Source organism: Actinoplanes sp. NPDC051470, from assembly GCF_040682035.1.
Lineage (GTDB): Bacteria > Actinomycetota > Actinomycetes > Mycobacteriales > Micromonosporaceae > Actinoplanes.
Genome location: NZ_JBFBAA010000025.1, coordinates 1 through 24,778 on the forward strand (window position 1 = coordinate 1; position 24,778 = coordinate 24,778).

Genomic DNA, 24,778 nt, shown 5'->3' on the forward strand with positions numbered 1-24,778 from the left:
CGCGGCGCTCAAGCCGGCCCACGTGCCGGACGCGCCCACCCACGAGTCCCGGAAGGCGGTTTCGGTATGACGACCCGCGACCTCGTCGTGATCACTTCAGGCCTCAGCACCCCGTCGTCGTCGCGGCTCCTCGCCGACCGGCTCGCGGCGGCGACCGCGGCGAAGCTGCCGGTGGACGTGACGACGGTGGAGCTGCGCGACCTGGCCCACCAGATCACCGACCACCTGCTGACCGGGTTCCCGCCCGCGGCGCTCAAGGACGTGCTGGACGCGGTGGCCGCCGCCGACGGCCTGATCGTGGTGACGCCGATCTTCCAGGCGTCGTACAGCGGGCTGTTCAAGTCGTTCGCCGACCTGCTCGAAAAGGGCACGCTGGACGGCAAGCCGGTGCTGCTGGCCGCGACCGGCGGCTCGGCGCGACACTCGCTGGCGCTCGAACACGCGCTGCGGCCGCTGTTCAGTCACCTGCGCGCCGCCCCCACCCCGACCGCGGTCTTCGCCGCCACTGAGGACTGGGGGAACGACGCCACGCTGCGCTCCCGCATCGACCGGGCGGCCCGCGAGCTGGCCGGCGCGATGGAACGCCGTGAGCCGGCCGTGGTCACCGACCCGTTCCTGCTCACGACGTCCTTCGAAGACCTGCTCCGCGGCTAGCTCTTGTAGAGCTTCTCCAGGTAGGACTCGCCGTAGTAGTTCTCCAGCTGCTCCAGCGACTCGGGCGTGTCCGGCTGCACGTCCTTGACCAGCTTGGCCGTGCCGGGCAGCTCGTCGGGGTGCCACGTCTCGGGCCGCCACAGCTTCGACCGGAGGAACGCCTTGGAGCAGTGGAAGAAGATCTGCTCGATCGCCACCTCGAGCGCCAGGACCGGGCGGTGGCCCTTCACGACCATGCGGTCGAAGTAGGGCGCCTCGCGGACCAGCCGGGCCCGGCCGTTGATCCGCAGCGTGTCGGTGCGGCCCGGGATGAGGAAGAGCAGCCCGACGTGCGGATTGCTGAGCACGTTGAGGTAGCCGTCGGCGCGGCGGTTGCCCGGTCGCTCCGGGATCGCGATCGTGGTGTCGTCGAGCACCAGGGTGAAGCCGGCCGGGTCGCCCTTGGGCGAGGCGTCACAGGTGCCGTCGGCGGCCGCGGTCGAGATGACGCAGAACGGCGACGCGGCCAGCCACTCCTTGTCACGCTCGTGGAGCGCCACGCGTTCCTTCTTGGCGGCCCGTTCCATCGGCTCGCCGAGCAGTTCCCGCAGCTCTTCGGCCGAGTCGATGCCGACCGTGGCGTCCTTGAGATCCATCGCATACTCCCCTTCCCCGTGGGGTCCGAGCCTATCGGCGCGACGCCCATGATCGATGTGGCCGGCGCCACCGCGACTCTTGATCATTTTCGGCGCACGCGCGCACCGCCACCGCCCCCACCCCTCTGGGTGGGCGGAAATGTAGCGCGGGGGTCTGACAATTCCGGCCGGTTATCCACAGCCCGCGGCTTGGGTGGCGGTCGGCGAGCCGGGGCGCCGGGCACTGGCTAGGCTCACCGGCAGGGGGTGGCAGATGGCGGAGATCGTGCTGGTCCGGCATGGGCAGACCGAGTGGTCGGCCAATGGGAAGCACACGTCGTACACGGATCTGGATCTCACGGCCGAGGGGGAGCGGCAAGCGCGCGCCGCGGGGGCCAAGCTGGCCGGGCGGTCCTTCGCCGCGGTGATCTCCAGCCCGCGCAAGCGCGCCCTGCGGACCGCCGAGCTGGCCGGTCTCGATGTCACCGAGGTGACCGAGGATCTGGCCGAGTGGAACTACGGCGAGTACGAGGGCATCACCACCAAGGAGATCCACCGGACCCGGCCGGGCTGGTCGCTGTGGACCGACGGGTCGCCCGGCGGCGAGTCGCCCGAGCAGGTCGGTGCGCGGATCGACCGGGTGCTGGCCCGCGCCCGCACCCGGCTCGAGCAGGGTGATGTGGCGTTCGTGGCGCACGGGCACTGCCTGCGGGCGGTCGGCGCGCGCTGGGTGGGGCTGCCGACCTCGGCGGGCGGGCTGCTCAAGCTCGACACCGCGACCGTCTCGGCGCTCGGCTTCGAGCACGGCGACGATCCGGTCATCGACCGGTGGAACGCCGAGTGCTAGACGAAAGCTAGGCCTCCGGCCGGAGCGGCAGGGTCGCGCGGATGTCGCCCAGGCCCCGGGCGATCAGCAGGTCGCCGCCGGTGCCGAGGGTGTTCCATCGGCCCGCCGCGGTGTCCCAGCGGCGCCACATGCGGCGGTCGGTGCCGACGATGACCCGGGCCGACTCGCCCGCGCCGACCGTCGCGCCCTCCCAGCCGACCAGGCGGACGGGCTGGTCGCGCTCGGCGGGGCGGAAGTAGACCTGGACCACCTCGCGGCTGGCGCGCTTGCCGGTGTTGGTGATCGTCACCGTGACGCCGGGTGAGTCGCCGGTGATCACCCGGGCGTCGGCGTACTCCCAGGTGCCGTAACCGAGGCCGTGGCCGAGCCAGAAGGCCGGCGCCGGCGCGTGGCCGGCGAAGTGGCCGCGGTAGCCGATGTAGGTGCCCTCGGCGTACTCCAGCTTGCCGTCCGAAGGGGTGACGTTCCAGGCCGGCGTCTTGCCGTCCTCGTCGGGGAACGTGGTGACCAGGCGGCCGGCCGGTTCGATGTCGCCGAGCAGGGCCGCGGCGACGGCGTGGCCGCCCTCCTGGCCGGGCAGGCCGGCCCAGAGGATGCCGTCGACCCGCAACCGCCACGGCATGACCACCGGTGTGGCCGCGTTGACCACCACGATCGTCTTCCTGGCCGCGCCGGCTACGGCCTCGACCAGCGCGTCCTGGGCGCCGGGCAGGTGCAGGGTGCTCTTGTCGACCGATTCGGTCTCCTGCTCCTCGGTCAGGCCGACCACCACGACGGCCACGTCGGCGGCGGCCGCGGCGCGGACCGCCTCGTCGATGACCTCGCGGGCGTCGCGGTCGGCGGCCTGGGCGATCAGGCCGAACAGGCCGACGCCGGTGAACAGCTGACCGGCCGGGCCGCGGCCCTCGGCCAGGGTGGCCGTCGCGTCGATCACGGCGCCCTCGGCCACCTCGACGACCTCGGTGTGGTTGGGCGGGCTCAGGATCTCCTCGCCCATGTTCCCGCCCGAGACGCTCAGGTCGTACGCGAACGAATGATCGCCGACGGTGACCGACCAGGAGCCGACCCCGATGGTGCCCAGCTGGACCCGGCCGGCCCGGGTGATCCGGCCGCGCAGGCGGACGGCGGCGGCCGGGCGCGGGAGCTGGTCGTCCAAGCCGACCATGCTCGTGGCGTCGTCCTCGTGCCGGGTCTCGACCACGGCGCCGTCCGCGTCCAGGACGGTGACGGCGATGCCCGCCGCCCCGGTGTCCGGGTCGACCAGGAAGCCGTCGCGGGCGGGAACCGGGCGGGAGCGCATCGGCACGCCGTCGAGCACGGTCACCCGGTCGCCGCCCAGCCGCGCGGTCAGGCCCTCGGCGATGCTGACCTGGTGGGGCGGGCGGACCTGGGCCGAGCCGCCGCCCATGCACACGGTCTGCACGGCGTGCCGGCCGATCAGCGCGACCGTCTGCCCCTCGGCCAGCGGCAGCGCGCCGGTCTCGTTGCTCAGCACGGTCATGCCCTGCGCGGCGAGCCGGGTGAGCTGCTCGCGGCGCTCGGGGCTGTCCGGCGCGGGGTAGGTGCCGTAGTCCTTCTCCGGACCAAGTGCTCCGGTACGCGTGGCGAGCCGCAGCAGCCGGGCCAGGTGGTCGTCGACGGTCGCCTCGTCCACCTCACCCGCGCGTACGGCTGCGACCAGCGCGTCGCCCCACGGACCGCCGGGGCCGGGCATGACCAGGTCGAGCCCGCCGTTGGCGGCCGGCCCGGCCGTCTTGGTGGCGAACCAGTCGGACATGAGCAGGCCGTCCCAGCCCCATTCGTCCTTGACCACCTCGTTGTTGACGTGCACGTTCTCGGTGGCGGCCTGCCCGTTCACGTCGTTGTAGGCGGCCATGATCGACCAGGCGCCGGCCGCGATCTCGAAGGGCAGCAGGTAGAGCTCGCGGAGGGTGGCCTCGTCGACCACGCTGTCCACGGTGTTGCGGTCGGTCTCCGACTCGTTGGCCACCAGGTGCTTGAGGCAGGCGGCGACGCCGCGGTCCTGCATACCCCGCACGTACGCGGCGGCGATCTGCCCGGTCAGCAGCGGGTCCTCGGAGTACTGCTCGAACAGACGCCCGCCGAGCGGGCTGCGGTGCAGGTTGATCGTGGGTCCGAGCACCACGTGGATCTGCTGCGCCATGGCCTCCTCGGCCAGGAGCGTGCCCACCTCGTACGCCGTCGCCTCGCTCCAGGCCGCGGCCAGCAGGGTCGCGTTGGGGAAGAGCGCCACCGTGGCGCCGCCGTGGAAGCGGAGGCCGCGCACGCCGGTCGGCCCGTCCGAGAGCCGCAGCTCGCGCAGGCCGATCGAGGGCTCGGGGGCGAGCGTGAACGTGGTTGCCCCGGTCAGCAGCGCCACCTTGGCCGGCAGATCCAGGGATTTGATCAACTCGTCGTGCTCGGACACCGGTGGCCCCCTTGCGAGTTAAACGTGTAAGTTGCGCTTGTCGTAACGTACGGGCTCGTACACGACGACGGCAAGCCGAGGGAGGTGGCGCGCGTGGTCGATCGCAATACCAAGCGCGTGACCAGCGCGGATGTGGCCAGGATGGCCGGCGTGTCGCGGGCGACGGTGTCCTACGTCCTGAACGACACGCCCCACCAGACCATCTCGGCCGGCACCCGCGGCCGGGTGCTCGACGCCGCCGCGGCCCTCGGCTACGCGCCCTCCGCGGCCGCCCGCACGCTGCGCACCGGACGCTCCGACGTGGTGCTCTGCCTGCTGCCCGACTGGCCGATCGGCTCCGAGGTGGGCGCGCTGCTGACCCACCTGTCCGGGGCGCTGGCCCGGCGCGGCCTGACCCTCGCCGTGCACCCGGCCAGCCGCGAGGACCGGCCGATCAGCGAGCTGTGGAAGGCGCTCACCCCGGCCGCGGTGCTCGCCTTCGAGGACTTCTCGCCGGCCGAGATCGCGGCCATGCGCGCGGCCGGGATCGCCCTGGTGGTCGCCCTGGTCGGCCCGGCGCGGGCCGAGCCACGCGAGCTCCACGTGTCGCAACAGCTGGTGGGGCGGCTCCAGGCCGAGCACCTGGCCGGGCTGGGCCACACCATGCTGGGGTACGCGTACCCGGACGACGATCGGCTCCGGTACTTCGCCGACCCGCGCCTGGCCGGCACCCGCGAGGGCTGCCTGGAGCAGGGCCTCCCGGCGCCGGACGTGCGTACCGTGCCGCTCGACCCGGCCACCGCGGGCGACGCGGTCAAGGCGTGGCGCGCGGCCGGGGTGACGGCGGTGTGCGCGTACAACGACGAGGTCGCCATGGCCGTGCTGGCCGGGGTCCGCCGGCAGGGCCTGGTGGCGCCGGTCGACCTGGCGGTGATCGGGGTCGACGACATCCCGGTGGCCCGCCTGGCCGAGCCGCCGCTGACCACGGTGACCACCGATCAGTCGGCGGTCGCCGCCCATCTGGCCGGCACCGTGGAGGCCGCGATCGCCGGCCGCCCCGGTCCCGCCCCGGCGCCGGCCGAAATGGTGCGGGTGGTCCGCCGCGAGTCGGCGTAGAAACCCTCGACGACCCTCACCCTGAACCTCAAGTCGACGTTGAGGGTCGGCCGAGAAACACCAGCAGGCCTTCCCTTGGTACGGTCGGAGGAACGGACGGATCACGCGGCCCGACCGGGTGCCTCCTCGGGTCTACGTCCGATCACACGGTAGCGGCCGCTGTTCTTGGCCGCATAGAGACGGCGATCGGCGACGGCGAGCCGGTCCGGCCCGGACGCCACGCCGATGCTCACGGTGACTTTCAGGTCCGCCGCAACGGTGTCCCATGGATACTGCTCGACCGTGCGGCGAATCCGTTCCGCCACCATCAAGGCCTCGGGCTCCCGCAGGTCCCGGAAAAGGATCGCGAACTCCTCGCCGCCGTACCTGGCCGCGACGTCGTCGGACCGGCATCCCTCACGGAGCAGGACGGCCAGCCGACGCAGCACCTCGTCGCCGACCAGATGGGAGAACTGATCGTTGACCAGCTTGAAGTGGTCCACGTCGATCAGCGCCACCGGGTGACCGCTGGCCGCGGCGGCCAGTTCGCCATCCAGCCGGCGGCGGTTGGCCAAGCCGGTCAGCGGGTCCTCCTCGCTGGCCCGCAGCAGGCCGTCGGCGCGCAGTCGTTCCTGTTCAGCCGTTGCTTTGGCCTGCGCCGTCTCCATCCGTACCGCAGCCACCCGGGCGTTGCGCTGTGCGGTCTCCGAAGCCACCTGGCAGTAGAGCTCGTGATAGCGCTTGAACGCGGCGAGCGCAGCGGTCGGGTTACCGTTCTTCTCGTATGCCTCGGCGAGGTGCGAGGCTGCCGTCATCATCGCCGACTTGCTCTCCGCCCGCTCCAGCGCCTCGGTGAAGACCTCGATGGCCCGGTCGTACTGTTCCAACGACTGGAGAATCTGACCGCGGGTATCGAGATGATGCGTGATCGTGAACGTGGAATCTCGTCGCAGGTCGATGGCCCACGAATTCAGCAGCTCCATCGCCTCGTCGGTGCGCCCGGCGAAGCCGAGCACCTCGGCGAGATTGGCCACGGCCGCCGCCTCGTACCGTCGGTGTCCGAGCCGGCCGGCGTTGAGCATCGCCGCCCGGAAACGCTCGGCCGCGTCGGCGGCGGTCGAAAGGGCGGCTTTTTCGTCACCCGCGGCCCGGGCGGCGAAGGCCAGCGCGGACAACGCGCACCCACCGATGTCCAGCATGACCCCCTCGGCGAGGTCGTCGCCGACCAGCCGAGCCGTCTCGGCTCCGCGTTCGCACAACTCCAGGACCAGATCGAGCTGCTGCATCACCAGAAACACGTTCGCCGCCGTCGCCAGCGCCGGAATGACCGCTTCGAGGTCGCCGCTCGTTTCGGCGAGCGTGAGCGCGGCCAGGCTCTCGTCGAGCGCGGCCGACGTATCACCGGTCGCCAGCAGAACCCGGGCGATTTCGCTGCGGGCGCGGCCCTCGATCGCTGAGTTGCCGTCGGCGCGGGCGAGGGCGGCGGCGTCCTGCGCCTCGGCCAGCGCGGCCACGTAGTCGTCGCGCAGGCGCCGGCACATCGCGGTGATCGACAGGGCCTCGGCGCGTAAGGCCGGCTCGACCGCCGCCGCCATCGCCATCTCCCGGGCGCCTTCCGGGTCGAATACGGCCAGCCGGGCGCGACTGAGCCGAATCAGTCGCGACGACGCGACCGACCGTCCATCGGGCGTAACCGCGCCGTTCGACATGCGACACCCCGGCTTGACGACGGATGCAGCCTAACGGCTTACCGATCGGCCACTTCCGCGGTGATCTGAGGTCGCCGTCGCCGTCACCGACGTCGACGAACGCGTTCGTCACGAACACCTTCGTTTCGCGGTCCGTCGGGACACGTCATGGGGTCCGGCAGCGGCCTATCGGCCACTGCCGGTCCACGATCAAACGCGCGCCGCAGATGTGTTCGATCAATCAGGTGTCCATGAGCTCGGCCGGGAAAATGTCCTCCGCGGTCAGCAACCGATCGGACAGACCCTGATCGTGGTGATAGCGCAGGAAGGTGTCCACGGCGTGACGGTTCTTGGCAACCCCATAGTCCCATCGACCGTCATCGACGAGTTGGCCGTTCGGGCCGATGAGTTGCGCGAACCACGGGTTGACTCCAGCGTCCGTACCCCCGGCATTGTGTGTGTCGATCGCAGTGCTCTTGGCGGCCTCGAACGCGGTGAACAGGGCACGGGCCAAGCCGGGGTCGGCATCGATGAGGTCACGCTTGACCACCACGAGGTGCATGATGGGGAAAATGCCGGTCCGGGAGTAGTAGTCCGCTTCGCGCTTCTCGTAATCCGGGAACAGCCGGCGCACGTTGGTGGCGTCGGTGCCGAGACCGGCGGGCGGCAGGGCTGAGATCAACGCGCTGATCTCGCCGGACTCGAGCATCGGGCCGAGCGTCTGTCCCTCGGGAACCGCCTCCACGGACACCCCGGGCGCGTGCCGGACCGTCAGGAAGTCCATGGGGGCCATCGGATGGGTGACTCCACCGACGATCCAGCGGCTCTGGTGCACGCTCAGGCCGTATTCGTCGGCCCAAATACCTTTGGGCCAGACGCCCATGTCGTGACCGAACGTGGCGAACTCGCCAACGGTCTTGCCGGCGAGATCAGCCGGTGTCTCGATGCCGGCGTTCACGTTGATGTAGGTGGTCGAATGCTGCAGCCTGCGAACCAGGAAGACCGGTAGAGCGTAGAACGGTGGGTTGTCGGCGCTCATGGTGCGCGCAAGAAACGTGAAACCCAGTTCCGCGACATCGAAGGCCCGGTCCCGCACGACCTGCTCGAACAGGCGCGAGATGTCGGCGCCGGTCTGCGTCCGCAGGGTGTACCCGTCGGCGGTCACGGTCCCGTCGAGCAGTGCGGCGGTCACGTCGTACGAGTTGCAGCTCAAGGTCAGAGGACGGTCGATCGGCATGAGCATCCTTGGTTCACGAGGGTGATCTGTCGGCAACGGGGCTGTACCGCAGGCGCGGCATGGTGGCCTGACCAAGCGCCGGGCCGCCACGCCGCATGACTGCGCTGCTGGTCCAAGGCACAGCAGAGGGGGTCACCAGGACGGGGACTGCGTGAGGACGTCTTGGACAGTGCGCGGCTCACGGTTGAGCAGCGTCGGCAGCAGCGGGTCGACAAGCAACTGCTCGGTCGCGGCGTGGTTGCGGGCCGGGATGGAGGGGCACGCTGCAGAAGATGATCGGTGGTGGCTCCGTTGAGAGCGCCGGTCGCGCCGGTAATGACGATCAAGTCCAGTCCCTACGTTATCAGTGGAATCATCTTCACGATAACACCGCAAAATCAGTGGAAGCAACTTGTCGTTACCCTCGATACAGAGCGAGGGGTCGTCGTACCCGCATCGGGCCGCCCGTCGCCGTGGCCGCGTGAAGCGTTGCCTCGCCCGGCCGTGTTCCTGGTCACGGCCGGGCGGGCTGCCAACCAATCCACAGGGAGCGCACAACCGGGCCTCAGTCACGGCACCCACAGTGGTTCTCGTACGCCAATGGAGCCGACGAGGGGGAACTCGAGATGCTCGCCACGGACCTGCCGGTCAACCCGGCCTACACGAAGTCGCTCAAGCCGGTGGTGGCGGTGCTCGGTCACCGCAGCCGGGTCGCCGGACTGGCCGCACAGCTGCCCAACGGCTGGTCGGTGCGCGCCGCGGCCGCCCTCGACGACATCCACGCCGAGGAGATCGTGCTGCTGGCCGGGGCCACCGAGCGTGACGTGCGGGCCGCCCGATCCGTGCTCCCGCGCCGGACCGCGGTGGTCGCCCTGGTCGACGCCGACGCTCCGGCCGACGTGGTGGCGGGCGTGCTGACCGAGGGCGCCGACGTGTGCGTGCGCGGCGGCACCCAGGCGATCCTGGCCGGCCATCTGGTCGCCTGCCGCCGCCGTCAGCTGGCCGACCGCTGGTCCAGCCTGCGCAACGTCGTCGGCTCGTAACATGCACATCTGTTGATGTCTCGGCGGAGCCTCCCTAAGCTGGCCGAATGCGGTCCGGCGGCACCCTCTTCGGGAGGGCCGCGCTGCGTGCCGCGATCGCCGGACGCCTCGCCGCCGGCGGGGGAGTCGCTCTGCACGGGCCACCGGGCATCGGCCGCAGCGCCCTGCTCGACGCCGTCGCCGATGACGCCGCCGCCCGGGGCGATCTGATCGTCCGGCTCCGCCCCGAACGCGCCGACCGTCAGGTGCCCTACTCGGCCGTGGCCGACCTGGTCGCGCAGCTTCCGCCGGCCGCCGCCGCGACCCTGCCGCCGGCCCAGCGAGCCGCCCTGAGCGCGCTCCGGCAGGCCCGGCCGCCCCGCGCCGGCAGCCCGGCCCTGGCCCGCCGCCTGGTCCTGCCGCTCCTGCTGGCCGCCTGCGCCCGCACCACCGACGTGCTGCTCGTCCTGGACGACGCCCAGTGGCTCGACCAGCAGTCGGCCGCCCTGATCGCCTTCGCCATGCGCCGCCGCCCCGGCCCCCGGGTCCGCGTGCTGGCCGCCGAGCGCCGCCCCGCCCCGGTGACCGGGCCGGCCGGGGGACACCGCGCCGCCAGGCTGTGCCCGTCGCCCGTGCTCGAGCTGGCCGTTCCTCCGCTGGACGCGGACGACCTGACCGAGCTCCTGGAGTCCCGCGGCCTGCCCTGCCGGACGGCCAGCCGGGTGCACGAGGCGAGCGGCGGCAACCCCTTCCTCGCCCTGGCCCTGGGCGCGGCCATCCCGCCGGGCCCGGCGTGGCGGCCCGCGCCGCTGCCCGAACCGGCCCGCGCCCTGCTGCGCGAGCGGCTCGACGCGTTGCCGCCCGCCGTCACCGCCACGCTCACCGTGGCCGCGCTGGCGCACGAGCCCACCATCTCCCTACTCGTCCGGGCCGGTCGCGAGGACGCACCCCGCGACCTGCGCCGGGCCGAGGCCGAGGGACTGGTCGCCCTGGCCGGCGACAAGGTCGGCTTCACCCCACCGATCCTGGCCGAGGCGCTCAGCGGCGACCTGGACGCGGCCGCCCGCGCGCGGGTCCACGACGCCCTGGCCGCCGCCGCCACCGAGCCGATCGGCACCCTGTGGCACCAAGCCCTGCGCAGCGGCCGCCCCGACACAGCGGTGGCCCGCTCCCTGGCCGCGGCCGCCGCCCGTGCGGCCGAGGGCCAAGGGGCCGGCGGTGGCCGTACCGCGGCCGAGCTCTACCTGCTGGCCGCGGCCCGCGGCCCGGCCGCGATCGCCCCCGAACGCCGCGACTGGCTGCTCGCCGCCGCCACCATCGCGGCCTCCTGCGGCGCTCCCGAGCTGGCCGGCCGGGCCGCCGAGGCGGTGCTCGCGGCCGACTCGCCGCCCGGCCACCGGGTCCGCGCCCGGCTGGTGCTGATCGACCTGGCCGGGCAGGCGATGGCCGAGATGGCCGAGATGGTCGCGGCCGCGCTGGCCGAGGCGGGCGACGACCCGGCCCTGCTGGCGCCGGTGCGGCTCCGGCGGACCTGGGCCGCGATGATCGGCGGCGATCCGGACGCGGCCGCGGCCGAGGCCGGACGGACCGTCGGCGACGCCCGCCGGGCCGGCGACCCGACGATCGAGGCGATGGCGCTCGGCGCCCTGGCCCAGGTGCAGCGGATGCGCGGCGAGGAGGGCTGGACCGCGACGCTGGCCGAGGCGATGGCCAAGCCCGCCGGGCAGGTGCCGGGCTGGCTGCACATGGGCCCGCGCTACATGGCGGCCCGGTTCGCGATGATCGACGACCGGCTCGACGAGGCCCGCGACGAGCTGCTCCGGCTGCTCGCGGTGGCCGAACAGGACCGCAGCGGCGAGGCGCTGGTCGAGGTGCTGCGCAGCCTCTCCGAGGTGGCCACCCGGGCGGCCCGCTGCCGGGAGGCTCTGCGGTACGCCCACCGCGCCGTCGAGGCGGCCCAGCGCGCGGGGCTCAGCCCCGGCCCCACCTGGTACACCGCCGCGGTGGCGGAACTGGCCGGCGGCAGCCTGACCAGTGCCGCCGGGTACGCCCGTCGCGGCGTGCGCGCCTCCGAGCAGGAGGGCGACAGCATCTACCTGCGCCGCAACCTGCACGCCCAGGGCCAGGCGGCGCTGCGCTCGGGCGACACCCGGGCCGGGGTGGCGGCGCTGCGCCGGCTGCGCGACCTGGAGGACGGCATCGAGGACCCGATGATCGTCCGCTGGCACGGTGACCTGGCCGGCGGCCTGGCCGCGCTGGGCGAGCACGAGGAGGCGGCGGAGACCCTGCGGGCGGCCCGGGCCGCGGCGCGCCGGCTGGGCAGCACCCCGGGCATGACCGGTTATCTGGACCGGGCGTCGGCCGTCGTGCTGTCGGAGAGCGGGCAGGCGGACACCGCGGTGATCCTGTCGGCCGCCGCCGCGCTGCGGTTCGAACAGCTCCGCCAGCCGATCGAGCAGGCTCATTCGTTGCTGGTGCAGGGCGGCGCCGAGCGGCGGCGGCGCCGGTACGCGGCCGCCCGGGTCGCCATCGGCGCGGCGCTGGCGATCTTCCTGTCGGCCGAGGCGCGCCCGTGGACCGAGCAGACCGAGCGGGCCCTGTCCCGGACCGAGGGCACCCCGGCCGAGTTCGGGCTCACCTCGACCGAGGCGCGGATCGCCGGGCTGGTGCGCGACGGCGCGAGCAACCGGGAGATCGCCGTCCAGCTCTATCTCAGCGTCAAGACGATTGAGGCCACCCTGACCCGGGTATACCGCAAGCTCGGTGTACGCTCGCGCACTCAGCTCGCCTCCCGCCTGCAAGGGTTTTCCCTGATTCGTTGACGCGCGTCGATGCCTAGCGTTCTGCTCACTGGCCCCACACCCCCGGGCCGCGCAGAACGGAGTACGAGCGTGCGACCAACCCACCTGTTCCGAGCCTCGATGGCTCTGGCCGCCGGAGCGGCACTGACGCTGGCGGCCTCGCCGACCAGCGCCGGCGCGGCCCCGGCCCAGGCGCCGAGCCCCACCCCCGCTCCGTCCCTGGCCGCCACCGCGGCCGACCGGCTCGTCAGCAGCCCCGCCGCCGACGCGAAACTGCACCTGGCCACCGGCGACGCGCTCCAGCGCACCGGCGTGGTGGCGGGCACCCGCGGCCTGCAGTACGTCACCTACCAGCGCACCCACCAGGGGCTTGCCGTGGTCGGCGGCGACGTCGTGGTGACCACCGACGCGACCGGCGCCGTGAAGGACACCGCGGTCGCCCAGTCCACCGACATCAGCGTCGCGACCACCGCGAAGATCACCGCCGCGCAGGCCGTGGCCACCGCGAAGGCCCAGCTGGCCAAGGTCGACAGCGCGTCCGGGGCCACGCTCAAGGTGCTCGCCTTCGGCGCACCGACGCTGGTCTACGAGGTGGACGTCACCGGCACCCTGGCCGGCGGCAAGCCCAGCAACCGGCACATCTTCGTGGACGCCACATCGGGCACGGTGGCCGACTCGATCGAGCTGGTTCGTGAGGGCACGGGCAACGGCTACTACTACGGCAACGTCTCCATCAACACCTCGGGCTCCGGCTCGTCGTACTCGCTGACCGACACCACCCGCCCGGGACTGAAGTGTGGCGGGCAGAACGGGTCGGCGTACACCGGGACCGACGACGCGTGGGGCAACGGCTCCGGCACCAACCTGGAGACGGCCTGCGTCGACGCCCTGTACGGCGTGCAGCGTGAGGCCGACATGGTGAGCGCCTGGTTCAACCGCAGCGGCATCCTGGGCAACGGCAACACCCCGCCGGTCCGGGTCGGGCTGGCCGACGTGAACGCGTACTGGAACGGCTCGTACACGAACTTCGGCCACAACCAGGCGAACACCCGCCAGGCCACGCCGATCGACGTGGTGGCGCACGAGATGGGCCACGCGATCTTCCAGTCCACCCCGGGCGGCGCGGGCAGCGGCAACGAGAACGGTGGCATCAACGAGTCCACCGGCGACATCTTCGGCGCGCTCACCGAGGCGTACACCAACAACCCGCTGGACCCGCCGGACTTCCAGGTCGGCGAGGAGGTGGACCTGGTCGGTGACGGCCCGATCCGCTACATGTACAACCCGTCCCTGGCCGGCGACCCGAACTGCTGGTCGTCGTCGATCCCGAGCACCGAGGTGCACGCCGCGGCCGGCCCCCTGAACCACTGGTTCTACCTGGTCGCGCAGGGCTCCAGCCCGTCCGGCGGCCCGGCCAGCCCGACCTGCAACAGCAGCACGGTCACCGGCATCAGCACCCGCACCGCCGGCGAGATCTACTACAACGCGCTCCAGTCGAAGACCTCGACCTGGAAGTACGCCAACATCCGCACCGCCACGCTGAACGCGGCGAAGAACCTCTACCCGAACAGCTGCGCCAACTTCGACACGGTCAAGGCGGCCTGGAACGCGATCAGCGTCCCGGCGCAGAGCGGCGAGCCGACCTGTGGCGGCACCACCCCGCCGGACCCGACCGGCTGCACCGGCACCAACGCGGGCGACGTCTCCATCCCGGACGCGGGCGCCGCGGTGACCAGCACGATCACGATCAGCGGCTGTGGCCGGAGCGCCTCGTCGTCGTCCAAGGTCGACGTCAACATCGTGCACACCTGGCGGGGTGACCTGGTCGTCGACCTGGTCGCGCCGGACGGGTCGTCGTACCGGCTGAAGAGCAGCAGCGGCTCGGACAGCGCCGACAACGTCATCGACACCTACACGGTCAACGTGAGCAGCGAGACGGCCGACGGCGCCTGGAAGCTCAAGGTGCAGGACGTGGCAAGTCAGGACACCGGCTACATCAACACCTGGACCCTGACCGTGTGATCGAGCGAACACCGGGCGTCTGACCTGCCCATTGTCGACAGAGAGTGACCCGCGCTACTGCCTTCCGGTGGTGCGGGTCACTTTTCGCATCAGAGTTTTACCTGGTGGATTTGTTGATTCAACGGCTCGCGTGGATCGTGGAGGAGGTAACTGAAAGTAACTTCGTTGGGGAGAGTAAGACCATGGCGTTCGCCAAGAGGATCCGCACCGCCCTGGTGCAACGCGCCGTCGAACGGCGTGAGATCCGGAAGCTCAGCGCCGAGCTTGCCGCGTTCCAGTCGCCCGCCGAGCGCGCCGAGCGCGCCGAGCTCGACGAGCTGATCGCCCGGCACAGCAGCGAGGAGACCCGGGTCATCCGAGCCATCCTGGACCAGCAGGACTACGAGCGCGCGCGTACCGCGTCCGGCATCGGCGGGCACCGCGCCGCCTGATCCACGAGGCACGACCGAAGCGCAGAACGAGGGCCCGACGCCGTTGTCGGGCCCTCGTTGTCCTGGGGGGATCACGCGTCCTCGCGGGCCTTGTGGGCTCGCAGGCTGCCGGCCTTGGCCTTCACGCTCGGGTCGTTGCGCGACTTGATCAGGCTGGCGACCGTGGTCACGGTCAGGACGACCAGGATGACGCCGAGCGAGACCGGCGTGCTGATCTCGGGCGCGTCGTGCCAGATGTCCTCGTGCAGCCAGTGCAGCACCAGCTTGACGCCGATGAAGGCGAGGATCAGCGCCAGCCCCGTGCTGAGGTAGACGAGCCGGTCGAGCAGGCCCTTGACCAGGAAGAACAACGCCCGCAGGCCAAGCAGGGCGAAGGCGTTGGCCGCGAAGACGATGTACGCCTCGGAGGTCACGCCGAACACCGCCGGGATCGAGTCGAGCGCGAACAGCAGGTCGGAGCTGCCGATCGCGATCAGCACGATGAACATCGGGGTGACCATGCGCCTGCCGTCGACGCGGGTGATCATCTTGCCGCCGATGTAGTCGTCGGTCACCGGCAACAGGCGCCGGCTGGCGCGTACCAGAGCGTTGTCCTCGATGTCGGGGTCTTCCGCACGATGCCGGAAGAGCTGCACCGCGGTGAAGATCAGCACCAGCCCGAAGATCAGGAACATGAACGAGAACAGCGACAGCAGCGTCGCCCCGAGCGCGATGAAGATCACCCGCAGCACCAGCGCGATGATGATGCCGAAGGTCAGGACCTCCTGCTGATACTTCTCGGGCACCGCGAAGGTGCTCATGATGATCACGAAGACGAAGAGGTTGTCGACCGACAGGCTCTTCTCGACGATGTAGCCGGCGAAGTACTCGGCGCCGAAGTCCCACCCCGCGACCGAGGCGAAGACGATGCCGAACGCGACGGCGACGCCGATGTAGAAGACGGACCAGACGGCGGCCTCACGGAAACCGACGGCGTGCGGGCGGAACACGCCGACCGCGAGATCGAGGGCGAGCAGGGCGACGATGACCCCGATGGTCAGCGTCCAGCCGAGCGCGGTGACCTCTAGCATCAACAGGGAACCCTTCCGATGGATTGCTGCGACATTCCCATCAAGGGTCCCTGCAAACGCTGAAAGAATCCTGAATATCCAAAGGTCAGGCCACTTGGAACGACCTCTTGGACAGGCCCATCCAGTAGCCCTCGATCGATTGGTCCGGGGACTGCTCGGGGTCGCCGGCCGCGCCCAGGGTGAGGAACATCGGGGCAAAGTGCTCGATCGTCGGGTGCGCGTACGGCATTCCGGGCGCCCGCGACCGGAAGTCGGCGAGCTCGTCCACCGCCCCGCGGGCCAGCGTCTCGGCCGCCCACGCGTCGAACTCCCGCGACCAGCCCGGCGCCACCGCGTCCTCCCGCCAGTCGCGCAGGAACGGCAGCCCGTGCGTGGTGAACCCGGAGCCGACGATCAGCACACCCTCGTCGCGCAGCGGCCGCAGCCGCCGGCCCAGGTCGAGCAGCGCGTCCGGCTCGAGCGAGGGCAGCGACATCTGCAGCACCGGGATGTCCGCGTCCGGGTACATCACGGTCAGCGGCACGTAGGCGCCGTGGTCGAGCCCCCGGTCGGTGCGGGCCACGGTCTGCGCGTCGGGCATCAGCTTCTCGATGTGGTCGGCCAGCTCGGGAGCGCCGGGAGCGCGATATTGAACCTCGTAGTAGCGCTGTGCGAAGCCGCCGAAGTCGTAGGTCAGCGGCACGGTCTCGGTCGCGCCGAGCATCAGCGGCGCCGACTCCCAGTGGGCCGAGGCCATCAGGATGGCCTTGGGCCGGGGCAGCCCCGCGGCCAGCTCCTGGAGCTGCGCCACCCAGACCGGGTTGTCCACCAGCGGCGGTGCGCCGTGACTGAGGAAGAGGGCGGGCAACGCGCTCATGGCAAGGGCCTCCTGGTTGACACTTCAACAAACTCCCTTCAGCGTACGCCGGGATAGTTGTCGCGTCAACTAAAGTCCAGGCGGCCCGGCCAGTCGCCGAGAACCGTGCCCGGGTCCGCGCCGAGGACGTCGCTGAGCACCGAGGCGTACACGTCCCGGAAGTCGACGGTGTGCACCAGGTCGCCGTCGTCGAGATCGGTCAGGCTGGGCGGGTCGCCGTACATCCCACCGGCCACACCCCCGCCCATCAGGAACATCGACGACGCGGTGCCGTGGTCGGTCCCGTCCGAGGCGTTGGCCTTCACCCGGCGGCCGAACTCGGAGTAGACGACCGTGACGACGTCCCGGTTCCTCATCCGGTCGGCGAAGGCCGCCAGCGGCCGGTCCAGCTTGGCCAGCAGCGCCTCCTGCGCCTCCTTCTCGTCGGCGTGCAGGTCGAAGCCGCCCAGCGAGACCGAGTAGACCCGGGTCGCCGCGCCCGCCTCGATGCACCTGGTGACCAGGGCGAGCTGGGTGTCGAGCGGGGGAGCGGCGGTGTCGGCGGAGTCCTCCGGGGACGCGTCCACGTCGGCCATCAGATCCCGCACCCGGACCAGGTCGGCGAAGCAGGCCGCGGCCCGGGCCTGCGCCGGTGACTCGCCGGGCGCGCTCGCCGACAGCGCCGTCAGCACCTCCGGCGTGGCGATCCGGGGCAGCTTCACCGCGCCGCCGGGCACGGTCGCGCCGGCGCTCGTCGCCCCGGCCAGCAGCGGCGGCAGCACCGGCTCGAAGCTGACCGCCAGCCGCGGGTCGCCGCCCACGCCGTCCAGCCAGCGGCCCAGCCATCCGGTGTTGCCCGGGCGGTCGGGCTGGGCGGTCTGCCAGATGTCCATCGAGCGGAAGTGGCTGCGGTCCGGCTTCGGGTAGCCGACGCCCCGGACGATCGCCAGCCGCTTCTCGCCGTAGAGCCGGTGCAGTCCGGCCAGCCCCGGGTTGAGGCCGAAGGCGTCGTCCAGCCGCAGCACCTGGCCCGGGTCGTAGGTCAGGCCCGGGCGGTTCGCGGCGTAGGCCGGGTCGGCGTACGGGATGACGGTGTTGAGGCCGTCGTTGCCGCCGTAGAGCGTGACCAGGACCAGGGTCTTCGCGCCGGCCGGGCGTTCCTCGTCGCGGAAGCCGAGGATGTCGCGCAGGCCGTAGGCGGTGCCGCCGAGCGCGATCGCGCCGCCGGCCACCACGCCGCTCGCGGTCAGGAACCGGCGCCGGGTGATCGTGTCCATCGCGTGTCTCCTCAGCTTCTTCAGTGGACCGTGTACTCGGGGGTGGCCAGGGCCAGGGCGAGCAGCTTGCGGGGGTCCTTGACCTGGGTCAGGGCGGCCCGGGTGCGGTCGGTCCAGACGTCGACCACGAGCAGATGGGCCAGGGCGTCCAGCCGTTCTCCGCCGGTGAGCCCCTCGGCCGCGGCGGGGGCGAGGGCCACGAGTTGCTGCCCCGCCTTGAGCCGCGCCTGCGCCGACGAGGTGGTCAGCCAGGCGTTCCCGGCCGGCCAGCCGCCCACGCTCGGCGGCCGGAACGGCACCTGCCCGAGCGCCCGGAGGATGCCGCCCACCTTGGCGTCCGGCTTGATCCCGAGCTGCCGCATCGCGCCGACCAGCCACTCCACCGGCTGCTTGACCAGCCGCCCGCGCGTACCCGCGAACTCCGCGGACCCGACGAGCGCCCGCAGCATCGCCGTCACGTCCCGCGTCCCGGCCGGCTTCGGGGCGGGCTGATCGGTCGAGCCGTAGCGCAGCCACAGCCGCGCGGTGATGAAGGGCAGGTGCGCCGGATTCCGGACCAGCACATCAGCGTACGCGTCCACATCGGTGACGCCGTTCGTGCCGAGCAGCGTGGCCGGCGTGGCGTCGTGCCGCGGCCCGGCCAGCGTGGCCCGGCCGGTGGCCCGGTCCACCTTCCAACCGGTGAGTAGCTTGGCGCCGGCCTTCACGTCGTCCTCGGTGTAGTTGCCGACCCCGAGCGTGAACAGCTCCATCAGCTCGCGGGCCAGGTTCTCGTTGGGCGCCTTGCGGGTGTTCTTCTGCCCGTCCAGCCAGAGGATCAGCGCCGGGTCGCGCAGCATGGCCCGCACCAGGGGAGACGTGTCCCCGGCCCCGTAGCGGCGGAAGGTCTGCTGCTGGGCCACCATCAGCCGGGCCGAGCGCACCTTCTGCACGCTGGTGGCCCAGTGCCCGTGCCAGAAGAAGGTCAGCTTCTCGGCGACCGAGGTCGCGCCACCGGCCGCCATCCGGCCCAGCCACCACAGCGTCGCCTCGGTGGTCTGCTTCCGGACGTCCTGCCGGGCCGCCATCCGTTGCTCCCGCGTGAGGTCCGCGGCGAACGGATCGGTGCCCAGCTCGGGTGTCGCGGGCAGGGCGGGCGGCTCGAGCAGCCGGTCCAGGGTGGCGTCGGTGGTCTCCCTCGTGGCCGCGTCCACCTCGGCCGCGGTCGGCCCGAAGGTCAGCCGGCGCAGCAGGTGGGAGGCGGCTTGGCGGTCCGTCATGACCGTGACGCTAGAGATCGAAGGTTCGAGATCGGTAAGCGCGCGATCAGGCCGCGGCAAGGTCTCGCTGCGGCGTGGGTCAGCCCGCGGAGAGGTTGAGCTCGAACGAGTAGCGGGAGGCGCGGTAGACGTGGCTGCCGTACTCGAGGGCGCGGCCGCTCGCGTCCCAGGCCGTGCGGGTCATGGTGAGCAGCGAGGCGCCGCGCTTCTCGGCGAGGATGCGGGCCTCGGTGGCGCCGGCCGAGCGGGCGCCGATCACCTGTGTCGCAATTCGCGGCACGAAGCCGGCTCGGCGTAACAATTCGTAGAGACCGTGCTCGGCCAGGTCTTGCCCGGTCAGGCGGATCAGGTCGACCGGGATCGCGTTGTGCATCAGGGCGAGGGGCTCGCCGCCCGCGAAGCGCAGCCGTTCGATCCAGGTCACCTGGGTGCCCAGGTCGATCTCCAGGGCCGCCGCCACCTCGCCGTCGGCCGGCACGACCTCGAGCTTCAGCACCTCGGTGCGGGGCGCGCGGTCGGCCGTGCGCAGGTCGTCGTACAAGCTGGAGAGCTCGACCGGGCGGCGCACCTTGGGGTGCACGACCTGGGTGCCGACGCCGCGCTTACGGACCAGCATGCCCCGCTCGACCAGGTACTGGATGGCCCGGCGGGTGGTCGGCCGGGACACGCCCAGCCGTTCGGCCAGATCGACCTCGTTCTCGATGCGGGCGCCGACGCCGATCTCACCCTTCTCGATCAGCTCCTGAAGGCGCGTGGCCACCTGGAAGTAGAGGGGAACCGGGCTGCTGCGGTCGACCTCGGCAGGGCGGATGGGCGAGACCTCGGCCGTCATGGCACCTCCTTCGGTTCGACAGTTTGTCATGACAAAGTATTGACGTGGAAGCCCTCACGTTATTACATCGAAACGAACTGAAACAGAGCCACCACGAATTCACCAAGACGTCACCAGCCCCGCCGGGCGGGAGGGGACCGCATGCCTGCGGATGAGGTACTGACCATGGGGCGCCTCGGCGTCGACCTCTATCCCGAACAGATCGGCGTCTCGTTGCGCGAGGTGCGTACCTTCGCCAAGTTCCTCGGCGGCAGCGCGGCCAACGTGTCGGTCGCCGCCGCCCGCTACGGCCGCCGGGCGACGCTCATCTCACGCACCGGCGCCGACCCGTTCGGTGAGTTCCTGCACGACGCGCTGCGTGGCTTCGGGGTGGACGACCGCTTCGTCACCCCGGTGTCGGCCTACCCGACCCCGGTCACGTTCTGCGAGATCTTCCCGCCGGACGACTTCCCGCTGTACTTCTACCGCTTCCCGAAGGCCCCCGACCTCGAGATCCACGAGCACGAGCTCGATCTCGAGGCGATCCGCGACGCCGGCATCTTCTGGGTCACCGGCACCGGGCTGTGCCAGGAGCCGTCCCGCTCGGCCACCCTGGCCGGGCTCAAGCACCGCGACAAGGCCGGCATCACGGTCTTCGATCTCGACTACCGGCCGATGTTCTGGACCAGCCGCGAAGAGGCGCGCGGCTGGTACGAGCAGGCCCTTCCGTACGCGACGGTCGCGGTCGGCAACCTCGACGAGGCGAACACCGCGGTCGGGGCGACCGAGCCCCGCGCCGCGGCCCGGGCCCTGCACGACGCCGGCGTCGAGCTGGCCGTCATCAAGCAGGGTCCGGAGGGTGTCCTCGCATCGACAAAAGATCAGCAGGTCGAGGTTCCGCCGAACCTGGTCGACGTGGTCAACGGCCTGGGCGCCGGGGACGCGTTCGGCGGAGCGCTGTGCCACGGGCTGCTCAGCGGCTGGGACCTCGAGACGCTGATGCGCTTCTGCAACGCGGCCGGCGCCATCGTCGCCTCCCGGCTGTCCTGCGCCGACGCCATGCCCACCGAGTCCGAGGTTCGTGAGCTGCTGGAAGAAGGAGCCACCCGTGCGTGACATCGCGGACCTCGTCGAGGCCCGGATCCACCGGCCGAGATCGGTCGCCGCGGCCGCGGCCGCCCGGCGCCGCCCTTCGTCGTTCCTGGCCGAGCACGGCAAGATGATGATCATCGCGGCCGACCACCCGGCGCGGGGCGCGCTGCGGGCCGGCGCCGACGCGCTGGCCATGGCCAACCGGGCCGACCTGCTCGACCGGATCTGCACCGCGCTGGCCCGCCCGGGGGTGAACGGCGTGCTCGGCACCCCGGACATCCTCGAGGACCTGCTGCTGCTCGGCGTGCTCGACGACAAGGTGGTGATCGGCTCGATGAACCGCGGCGGGCTGGCCGGCACGTCGTTCGAGATCGACGACCGGTTCACCGCGTACGACGCGGACAGCATCGCCGAGTCCGGGTTCGAGGGCGGCAAGATGCTGCTCCGGATCGACCCGGACGACCCGGGCACGGTCGGCACGCTGGAGTCCTGCGGGCGCGCGGTCAGCGACCTGGCCGGGCGGCATCTGATGGCCATGGTCGAACCGTTCATCTCGCACCGGGTCGACGGCCGGGTCCGCAACGAGCTGACCGCCGAGGCGATGATCCGGGCGCAGACGGTGGCCGCGGGGCTGGGCCGCACCTCGGCGTACACCTGGTTGAAGGTCCCGGTCGTGCGGGACATGGAACGGGTGATGGCGGCGACGACGCTGCCCGCCCTGATCCTCGGCGGCGAGGTCGCGGCGGACGCCGACGCGGCGTACGGGCAATGGAAGAAGGCTCTTGATCTGCCGACCGTGCAGGGCCTGGTGATCGGCCGGAGCCTGCTCTACCCGCAGGGCGGCGACGTGGCCGGTGCGGTCGACCGGGCGGTGAGTCTGCTGTGAGCGAGGCACGCGTGAACCCGGTGGTACCCCGGGGCAGCACCGCCGAGAAGCCGTTCGAGCTGGTCATCACCCCGGAGATGGCCGGGTGGGGCTACAGCGGGCTGCGCGTCCTCGACCTGCCGGTCGGCACCCGGGCGTCGTTCACCACCGGCGAGGACGAGATGCTGGTCCTGCCGCTGGCCGGCGGCTGCGACGTGACCTGCGACGACGAGCGGGTCACGCTGACCGGTCGGCGCTCGGTGTTCAGCCGGGTCACCGACTTCGCGTACGTGCCGCGGGACGCCACCGTGACCGTGCGCGCGCCCAGCGGCGGCCGGTTCGCGCTGCCCTCGGCCAAGGCGACCCGGCGGCTGCCGTTCCGCTACGGCGCCGCCCAGGACGTGCCGGTCGAGATGCGCGGCGCCGGCCAGGCCAGCCGCCAGGTGAACAACTTCTGCACGCCGGAGACGTTCGAGTGTGACCGGCTGATCGCCTGCGAGGTGCTCACTCCGGGCGGCAACTGGTCGTCCTATCCGCCGCACAAGCACGACCAGGCCGGCGCCGGGGAGTCCGCGCTCGAGGAGATCTACTACTTCGAGGTCGCGTCGTCCCCGGCCGGCACGCCCGGCTCCGGCTACCAGCGGGTGTACGGCCACCCCGACCGGCCGATCGACGTGTGCGAAGAGGTGCGGTCCGGTGACGTGGTTCTTATCCCGTACGGGTGGCATGGGCCCTCAATGGCCGCGCCGGGCTACGACCTCTACTACCTCAATGTCATGGCCGGTCCGGGGGAGCGGGAGTGGCTGATCCGCGACGACCCGGCACACGGCTGGGTCCGCGGGTTGTGGACCAACCAGGAGACGGACCCCCGGCTGCCGATGACCTCGATCACGGAAAGGAGCCGTTCGTGAGGCTGACCGTCGCTCAGGCCGTCGTGAAGTTCCTCGCCAACCAGTGGACCGAACGCGACGGCGTCGAGCAGCGCACGATCGCCGGCTGCTTCGGCATCTTCGGCCACGGCAACGTGGCCGGTCTCGGCCAGGCGCTGCTGCAGGCGCAGCGGACCGGTGCCGATGACCTGCCGTATCACCTGGCCCGGAACGAGCAGGCCATGGTGCACTCGGCCGCCGGGTACGCCCGGATGAAGAACCGGCTGTCCACCATGGCGTGCACCGCGTCGATCGGGCCCGGCTCGACCAACATGCTCACCGGCGCCGCCCTGGCCACGGTCAACCGGCTGCCGGTGCTGCTGCTGCCCAGCGACGTCTTCGCCACCCGGGTGGCCGCGCCGGTGCTGCAGGAGCTGGAAGACCCGCGGTCGTACGACGTGAGCGTGAACGACGCGTTCCGGCCCTTGTCGAGGTTCTTCGACCGGATCTGGCGGCCCGAGCAACTGCCGTCGGCGCTGCTGGCCGCCATGCGGGTGCTGACCGATCCGGCCGAGACCGGCGCGGTGACGCTCTGCCTGCCGCAGGACGTGCAGGCCGAGGCGTACGACTTCCCGGACGAGCTGTTCCGCAAGCGGGTCTGGCACGTGGCCCGCCCGGTCCCCGAGCCAGGCGCCCTCGCCCGTGCCGCTGATGTCATTAAGAATGCCGACAAACCTCTCATCATTGCCGGCGGCGGTGTCACCTACTCCGAGGCAAGTGCGGAGCTCGACGCCTTCGCCCGCGCCACCGGCATCCCGGTTGCCGACACCCACGCCGGCAAGGGCGCCGTTTCCTGGGACCACCCCAACTCGGTGGGCGGCGTGGGTTCCACGGGTACCCCGGTGGCCAACCGACTCGCGCGGGAAGCCGACGTGATCATCGGCATCGGCACCCGCTACAGCGACTTCACCACCGCCTCGCGCACGCAGTTCCGGAACCCCGACGTGAAGTTCGTGAACATCAACGTGGCGGCCTTCGACGCCGCCAAGCAGTCGGCTGAATCGGTCGTGGCGGACGCGCGGGAAGCGCTGACCGCGCTCACCGGCGCGCTTTCCAAGACCTGGGAGAGAACGTACGCCGGCGACGTTGAGACCTGGCAACAGACCGTGGAGGACGCGTACCGGACACCCCAGGGTGACCTGCCCTCCCAGGCCGAGGTGATCGGGGCCGTCAACGACGCGGCCGGGCAGCGGGACGTCGTGGTCCAGGCGGCCGGCAGCATGCCCGGCGACCTCCAGCTGCTGTGGCGCGCGCGGGACCCGAAGCAGTACCACGTCGAGTACGGCTTCTCGTGCATGGGCTTCGAGGTGGCCGGCGCGCTGGGAATCAAACTGGCCGACCCCGGCCGCGAGGTGTTCGCGCTGGTCGGCGACGGTTCCTACCTGATGATGGCCCAGGAGATCGTCACCGCGGTCGCGGAGAACATCAAGCTGATCATCGTGCTGGTGCAGAACCACGGGTTCGCGTCGATCGGCGCGCTGTCCGAGTCGCTCGGCTCCCAGCGGTTCGGCACCAGCTACCGCTACCGGGGCGAGCACGACGACTACGACGGCGGCAAGCTGCCGATCGACCTGGCCGCCAACGCCGAGAGCCTGGGCGCCCAGGTGATCCGGTGCCGCACGATCGCCGACCTCACCGAAGGGCTCAAGCAGGCCCGCGAGGCCGACCGGCTGACCGTCGTGCACATCGAGACCGACCCGCTGAGCCAGGTCCCGTCCAGCGAGAGCTGGTGGGACGTGCCGGTCTCCGAGGTGTCGGAGCTGGACAGCACCCGGGCGGCGTACGCCGCGTACACCGAAGCCAAGCGCGACCAGCGCGACCACCTGTAGAGAGGCCGGAATAA

Annotated in this window: 20 protein-coding genes; 11 read left to right on the plus strand and 9 right to left on the minus strand. The window is 71.7% G+C overall.

All coding sequences use genetic code 11. From position 1 onward, the window contains the following. The first annotated feature begins 66 nt into the window (after nt 1–66). The gene (locus tag AB0M54_RS33930; protein ID WP_364475834.1) at nt 67–654 is read left to right on the plus strand and encodes a CE1759 family FMN reductase; all 588 of its coding nucleotides are present in this window, start codon (nt 67–69) and stop codon (nt 652–654) included. Here AB0M54_RS33930 and AB0M54_RS33935 read toward each other — a convergent pair. Next, nucleotides 651–1,289, minus strand: a complete 639-nt coding sequence (locus AB0M54_RS33935; RefSeq protein WP_364475836.1) for a pyridoxamine 5'-phosphate oxidase family protein — start codon at nt 1,287–1,289, stop codon at nt 651–653. The genes AB0M54_RS33930 and AB0M54_RS33935 overlap by 4 nt on opposite strands. Nucleotides 1,290–1,542: 253 nt before the next feature. On the opposite strand from AB0M54_RS33935, the gene AB0M54_RS33940 reads away from it, so the two are divergent. Continuing rightward, nucleotides 1,543–2,115 (plus strand): histidine phosphatase family protein, encoded by a 573-nt coding sequence (locus AB0M54_RS33940; protein ID WP_364475838.1) that lies wholly within the window; start codon nt 1,543–1,545, stop codon nt 2,113–2,115. A gap of 7 nt (nt 2,116–2,122) precedes the next feature. On the opposite strand, the gene AB0M54_RS33945 is transcribed toward AB0M54_RS33940, so the two are convergent. Next, a complete protein-coding gene (locus AB0M54_RS33945) occupies nt 2,123–4,543 on the minus strand; it encodes a glycoside hydrolase family 3 C-terminal domain-containing protein (RefSeq protein ID WP_364475840.1) in 2,421 nt (806 codons plus the stop codon). Between the two features lie 93 nt (nt 4,544–4,636). Between AB0M54_RS33945 and AB0M54_RS33950 the strand changes: the two genes are divergently transcribed. Beyond that, nucleotides 4,637–5,638, plus strand: coding sequence for a LacI family DNA-binding transcriptional regulator (locus tag AB0M54_RS33950; protein ID WP_364475842.1), 1,002 nt, complete (start codon nt 4,637–4,639; stop codon nt 5,636–5,638). A gap of 101 nt (nt 5,639–5,739) precedes the next feature. On the opposite strand, the gene AB0M54_RS33955 is transcribed toward AB0M54_RS33950, so the two are convergent. Both AB0M54_RS33955 and AB0M54_RS33960 read right to left on the minus strand, forming a co-directional pair. Continuing rightward, complete coding sequence (locus AB0M54_RS33955) at nt 5,740–7,326, minus strand: diguanylate cyclase (RefSeq protein WP_364475844.1); 1,587 nt, start codon at nt 7,324–7,326, stop codon at nt 5,740–5,742. Between the two features lie 220 nt (nt 7,327–7,546). After that, nucleotides 7,547–8,542, minus strand: coding sequence for a hypothetical protein (locus AB0M54_RS33960; RefSeq protein WP_364475846.1), 996 nt, complete (start codon nt 8,540–8,542; stop codon nt 7,547–7,549). Nucleotides 8,543–9,147: 605 nt separating this feature from the next. Between AB0M54_RS33960 and AB0M54_RS33965 the strand changes: the two genes are divergently transcribed. The 4 genes from AB0M54_RS33965 (at nt 9,148) to AB0M54_RS33980 (ending at nt 14,797) form a co-directional block, all read left to right on the plus strand. Continuing rightward, a complete protein-coding gene (locus AB0M54_RS33965; RefSeq protein WP_364319097.1) occupies nt 9,148–9,564 on the plus strand; it encodes a hypothetical protein in 417 nt (138 codons plus the stop codon). Between the two features lie 47 nt (nt 9,565–9,611). Beyond that, the gene (locus tag AB0M54_RS33970) at nt 9,612–12,365 is read left to right on the plus strand and encodes an AAA family ATPase (protein ID WP_364475848.1); all 2,754 of its coding nucleotides are present in this window, start codon (nt 9,612–9,614) and stop codon (nt 12,363–12,365) included. Nucleotides 12,366–12,434: 69 nt separating this feature from the next. Further along, complete coding sequence (locus AB0M54_RS33975) at nt 12,435–14,366, plus strand: M4 family metallopeptidase (RefSeq protein WP_364319094.1); 1,932 nt, start codon at nt 12,435–12,437, stop codon at nt 14,364–14,366. A 182-nt stretch (nt 14,367–14,548) separates the two neighbouring features. Beyond that, nucleotides 14,549–14,797 (plus strand): hypothetical protein, encoded by a 249-nt coding sequence (locus AB0M54_RS33980; RefSeq protein ID WP_364475850.1) that lies wholly within the window; start codon nt 14,549–14,551, stop codon nt 14,795–14,797. 71 nt (nt 14,798–14,868) lie between these two features. Here the strand turns inward: AB0M54_RS33980 and AB0M54_RS33985 are convergent, their stop codons facing one another. The 5 genes from AB0M54_RS33985 to AB0M54_RS34005 all read right to left on the minus strand — a co-directional run bounded on the left by AB0M54_RS33985 (nt 14,869) and on the right by AB0M54_RS34005 (nt 20,070). Continuing rightward, complete coding sequence (locus AB0M54_RS33985; protein WP_364475852.1) at nt 14,869–15,867, minus strand: TerC family protein; 999 nt, start codon at nt 15,865–15,867, stop codon at nt 14,869–14,871. A gap of 85 nt (nt 15,868–15,952) precedes the next feature. Continuing rightward, nucleotides 15,953–16,723: a class III extradiol ring-cleavage dioxygenase gene (locus AB0M54_RS33990; RefSeq protein WP_364319088.1), complete on the minus strand. Its 771-nt coding sequence runs from the start codon at nt 16,721–16,723 to the stop codon at nt 15,953–15,955. Between the two features lie 65 nt (nt 16,724–16,788). Then, nucleotides 16,789–17,979 carry a DUF1501 domain-containing protein gene (locus AB0M54_RS33995; RefSeq protein ID WP_364475854.1) on the minus strand — a complete coding sequence of 397 codons (1,191 nt, stop codon included), beginning with the start codon at nt 17,977–17,979 and terminating at the stop codon, nt 16,789–16,791. Nucleotides 17,980–17,999: 20 nt separating this feature from the next. Next, complete coding sequence (locus AB0M54_RS34000) at nt 18,000–19,238, minus strand: DUF1800 domain-containing protein (protein ID WP_364475856.1); 1,239 nt, start codon at nt 19,236–19,238, stop codon at nt 18,000–18,002. A 79-nt stretch (nt 19,239–19,317) separates the two neighbouring features. Next, nucleotides 19,318–20,070 carry a GntR family transcriptional regulator gene (locus AB0M54_RS34005; protein ID WP_364319082.1) on the minus strand — a complete coding sequence of 251 codons (753 nt, stop codon included), beginning with the start codon at nt 20,068–20,070 and terminating at the stop codon, nt 19,318–19,320. 141 nt (nt 20,071–20,211) lie between these two features. Between AB0M54_RS34005 and iolC the strand changes: the two genes are divergently transcribed. From iolC to iolD, 4 genes are read left to right on the plus strand one after another with little or no spacing between them, the layout of a single operon-like run. Beyond that, on the plus strand, nt 20,212–21,165 hold the full coding sequence (gene iolC, locus AB0M54_RS34010; protein WP_364475858.1) for a 5-dehydro-2-deoxygluconokinase: 954 nt from the start codon (nt 20,212–20,214) through the stop codon (nt 21,163–21,165). Beyond that, entirely contained in the window at nt 21,158–22,027 is an 870-nt protein-coding gene (locus AB0M54_RS34015) for an aldolase (RefSeq protein WP_364319078.1), read from the plus strand. Before iolC ends, AB0M54_RS34015 begins: the two co-directional genes overlap by 8 nt. Before the next feature lie 11 nt (nt 22,028–22,038). Continuing rightward, the gene (iolB, locus tag AB0M54_RS34020) at nt 22,039–22,917 is read left to right on the plus strand and encodes a 5-deoxy-glucuronate isomerase (RefSeq protein ID WP_364319076.1); all 879 of its coding nucleotides are present in this window, start codon (nt 22,039–22,041) and stop codon (nt 22,915–22,917) included. Continuing rightward, entirely contained in the window at nt 22,914–24,764 is a 1,851-nt protein-coding gene (gene iolD, locus AB0M54_RS34025; RefSeq protein ID WP_364475860.1) for a 3D-(3,5/4)-trihydroxycyclohexane-1,2-dione acylhydrolase (decyclizing), read from the plus strand. The genes iolB and iolD overlap by 4 nt, the downstream gene beginning before the upstream one ends. Nucleotides 24,765–24,778: the final 14 nt, after the last annotated feature.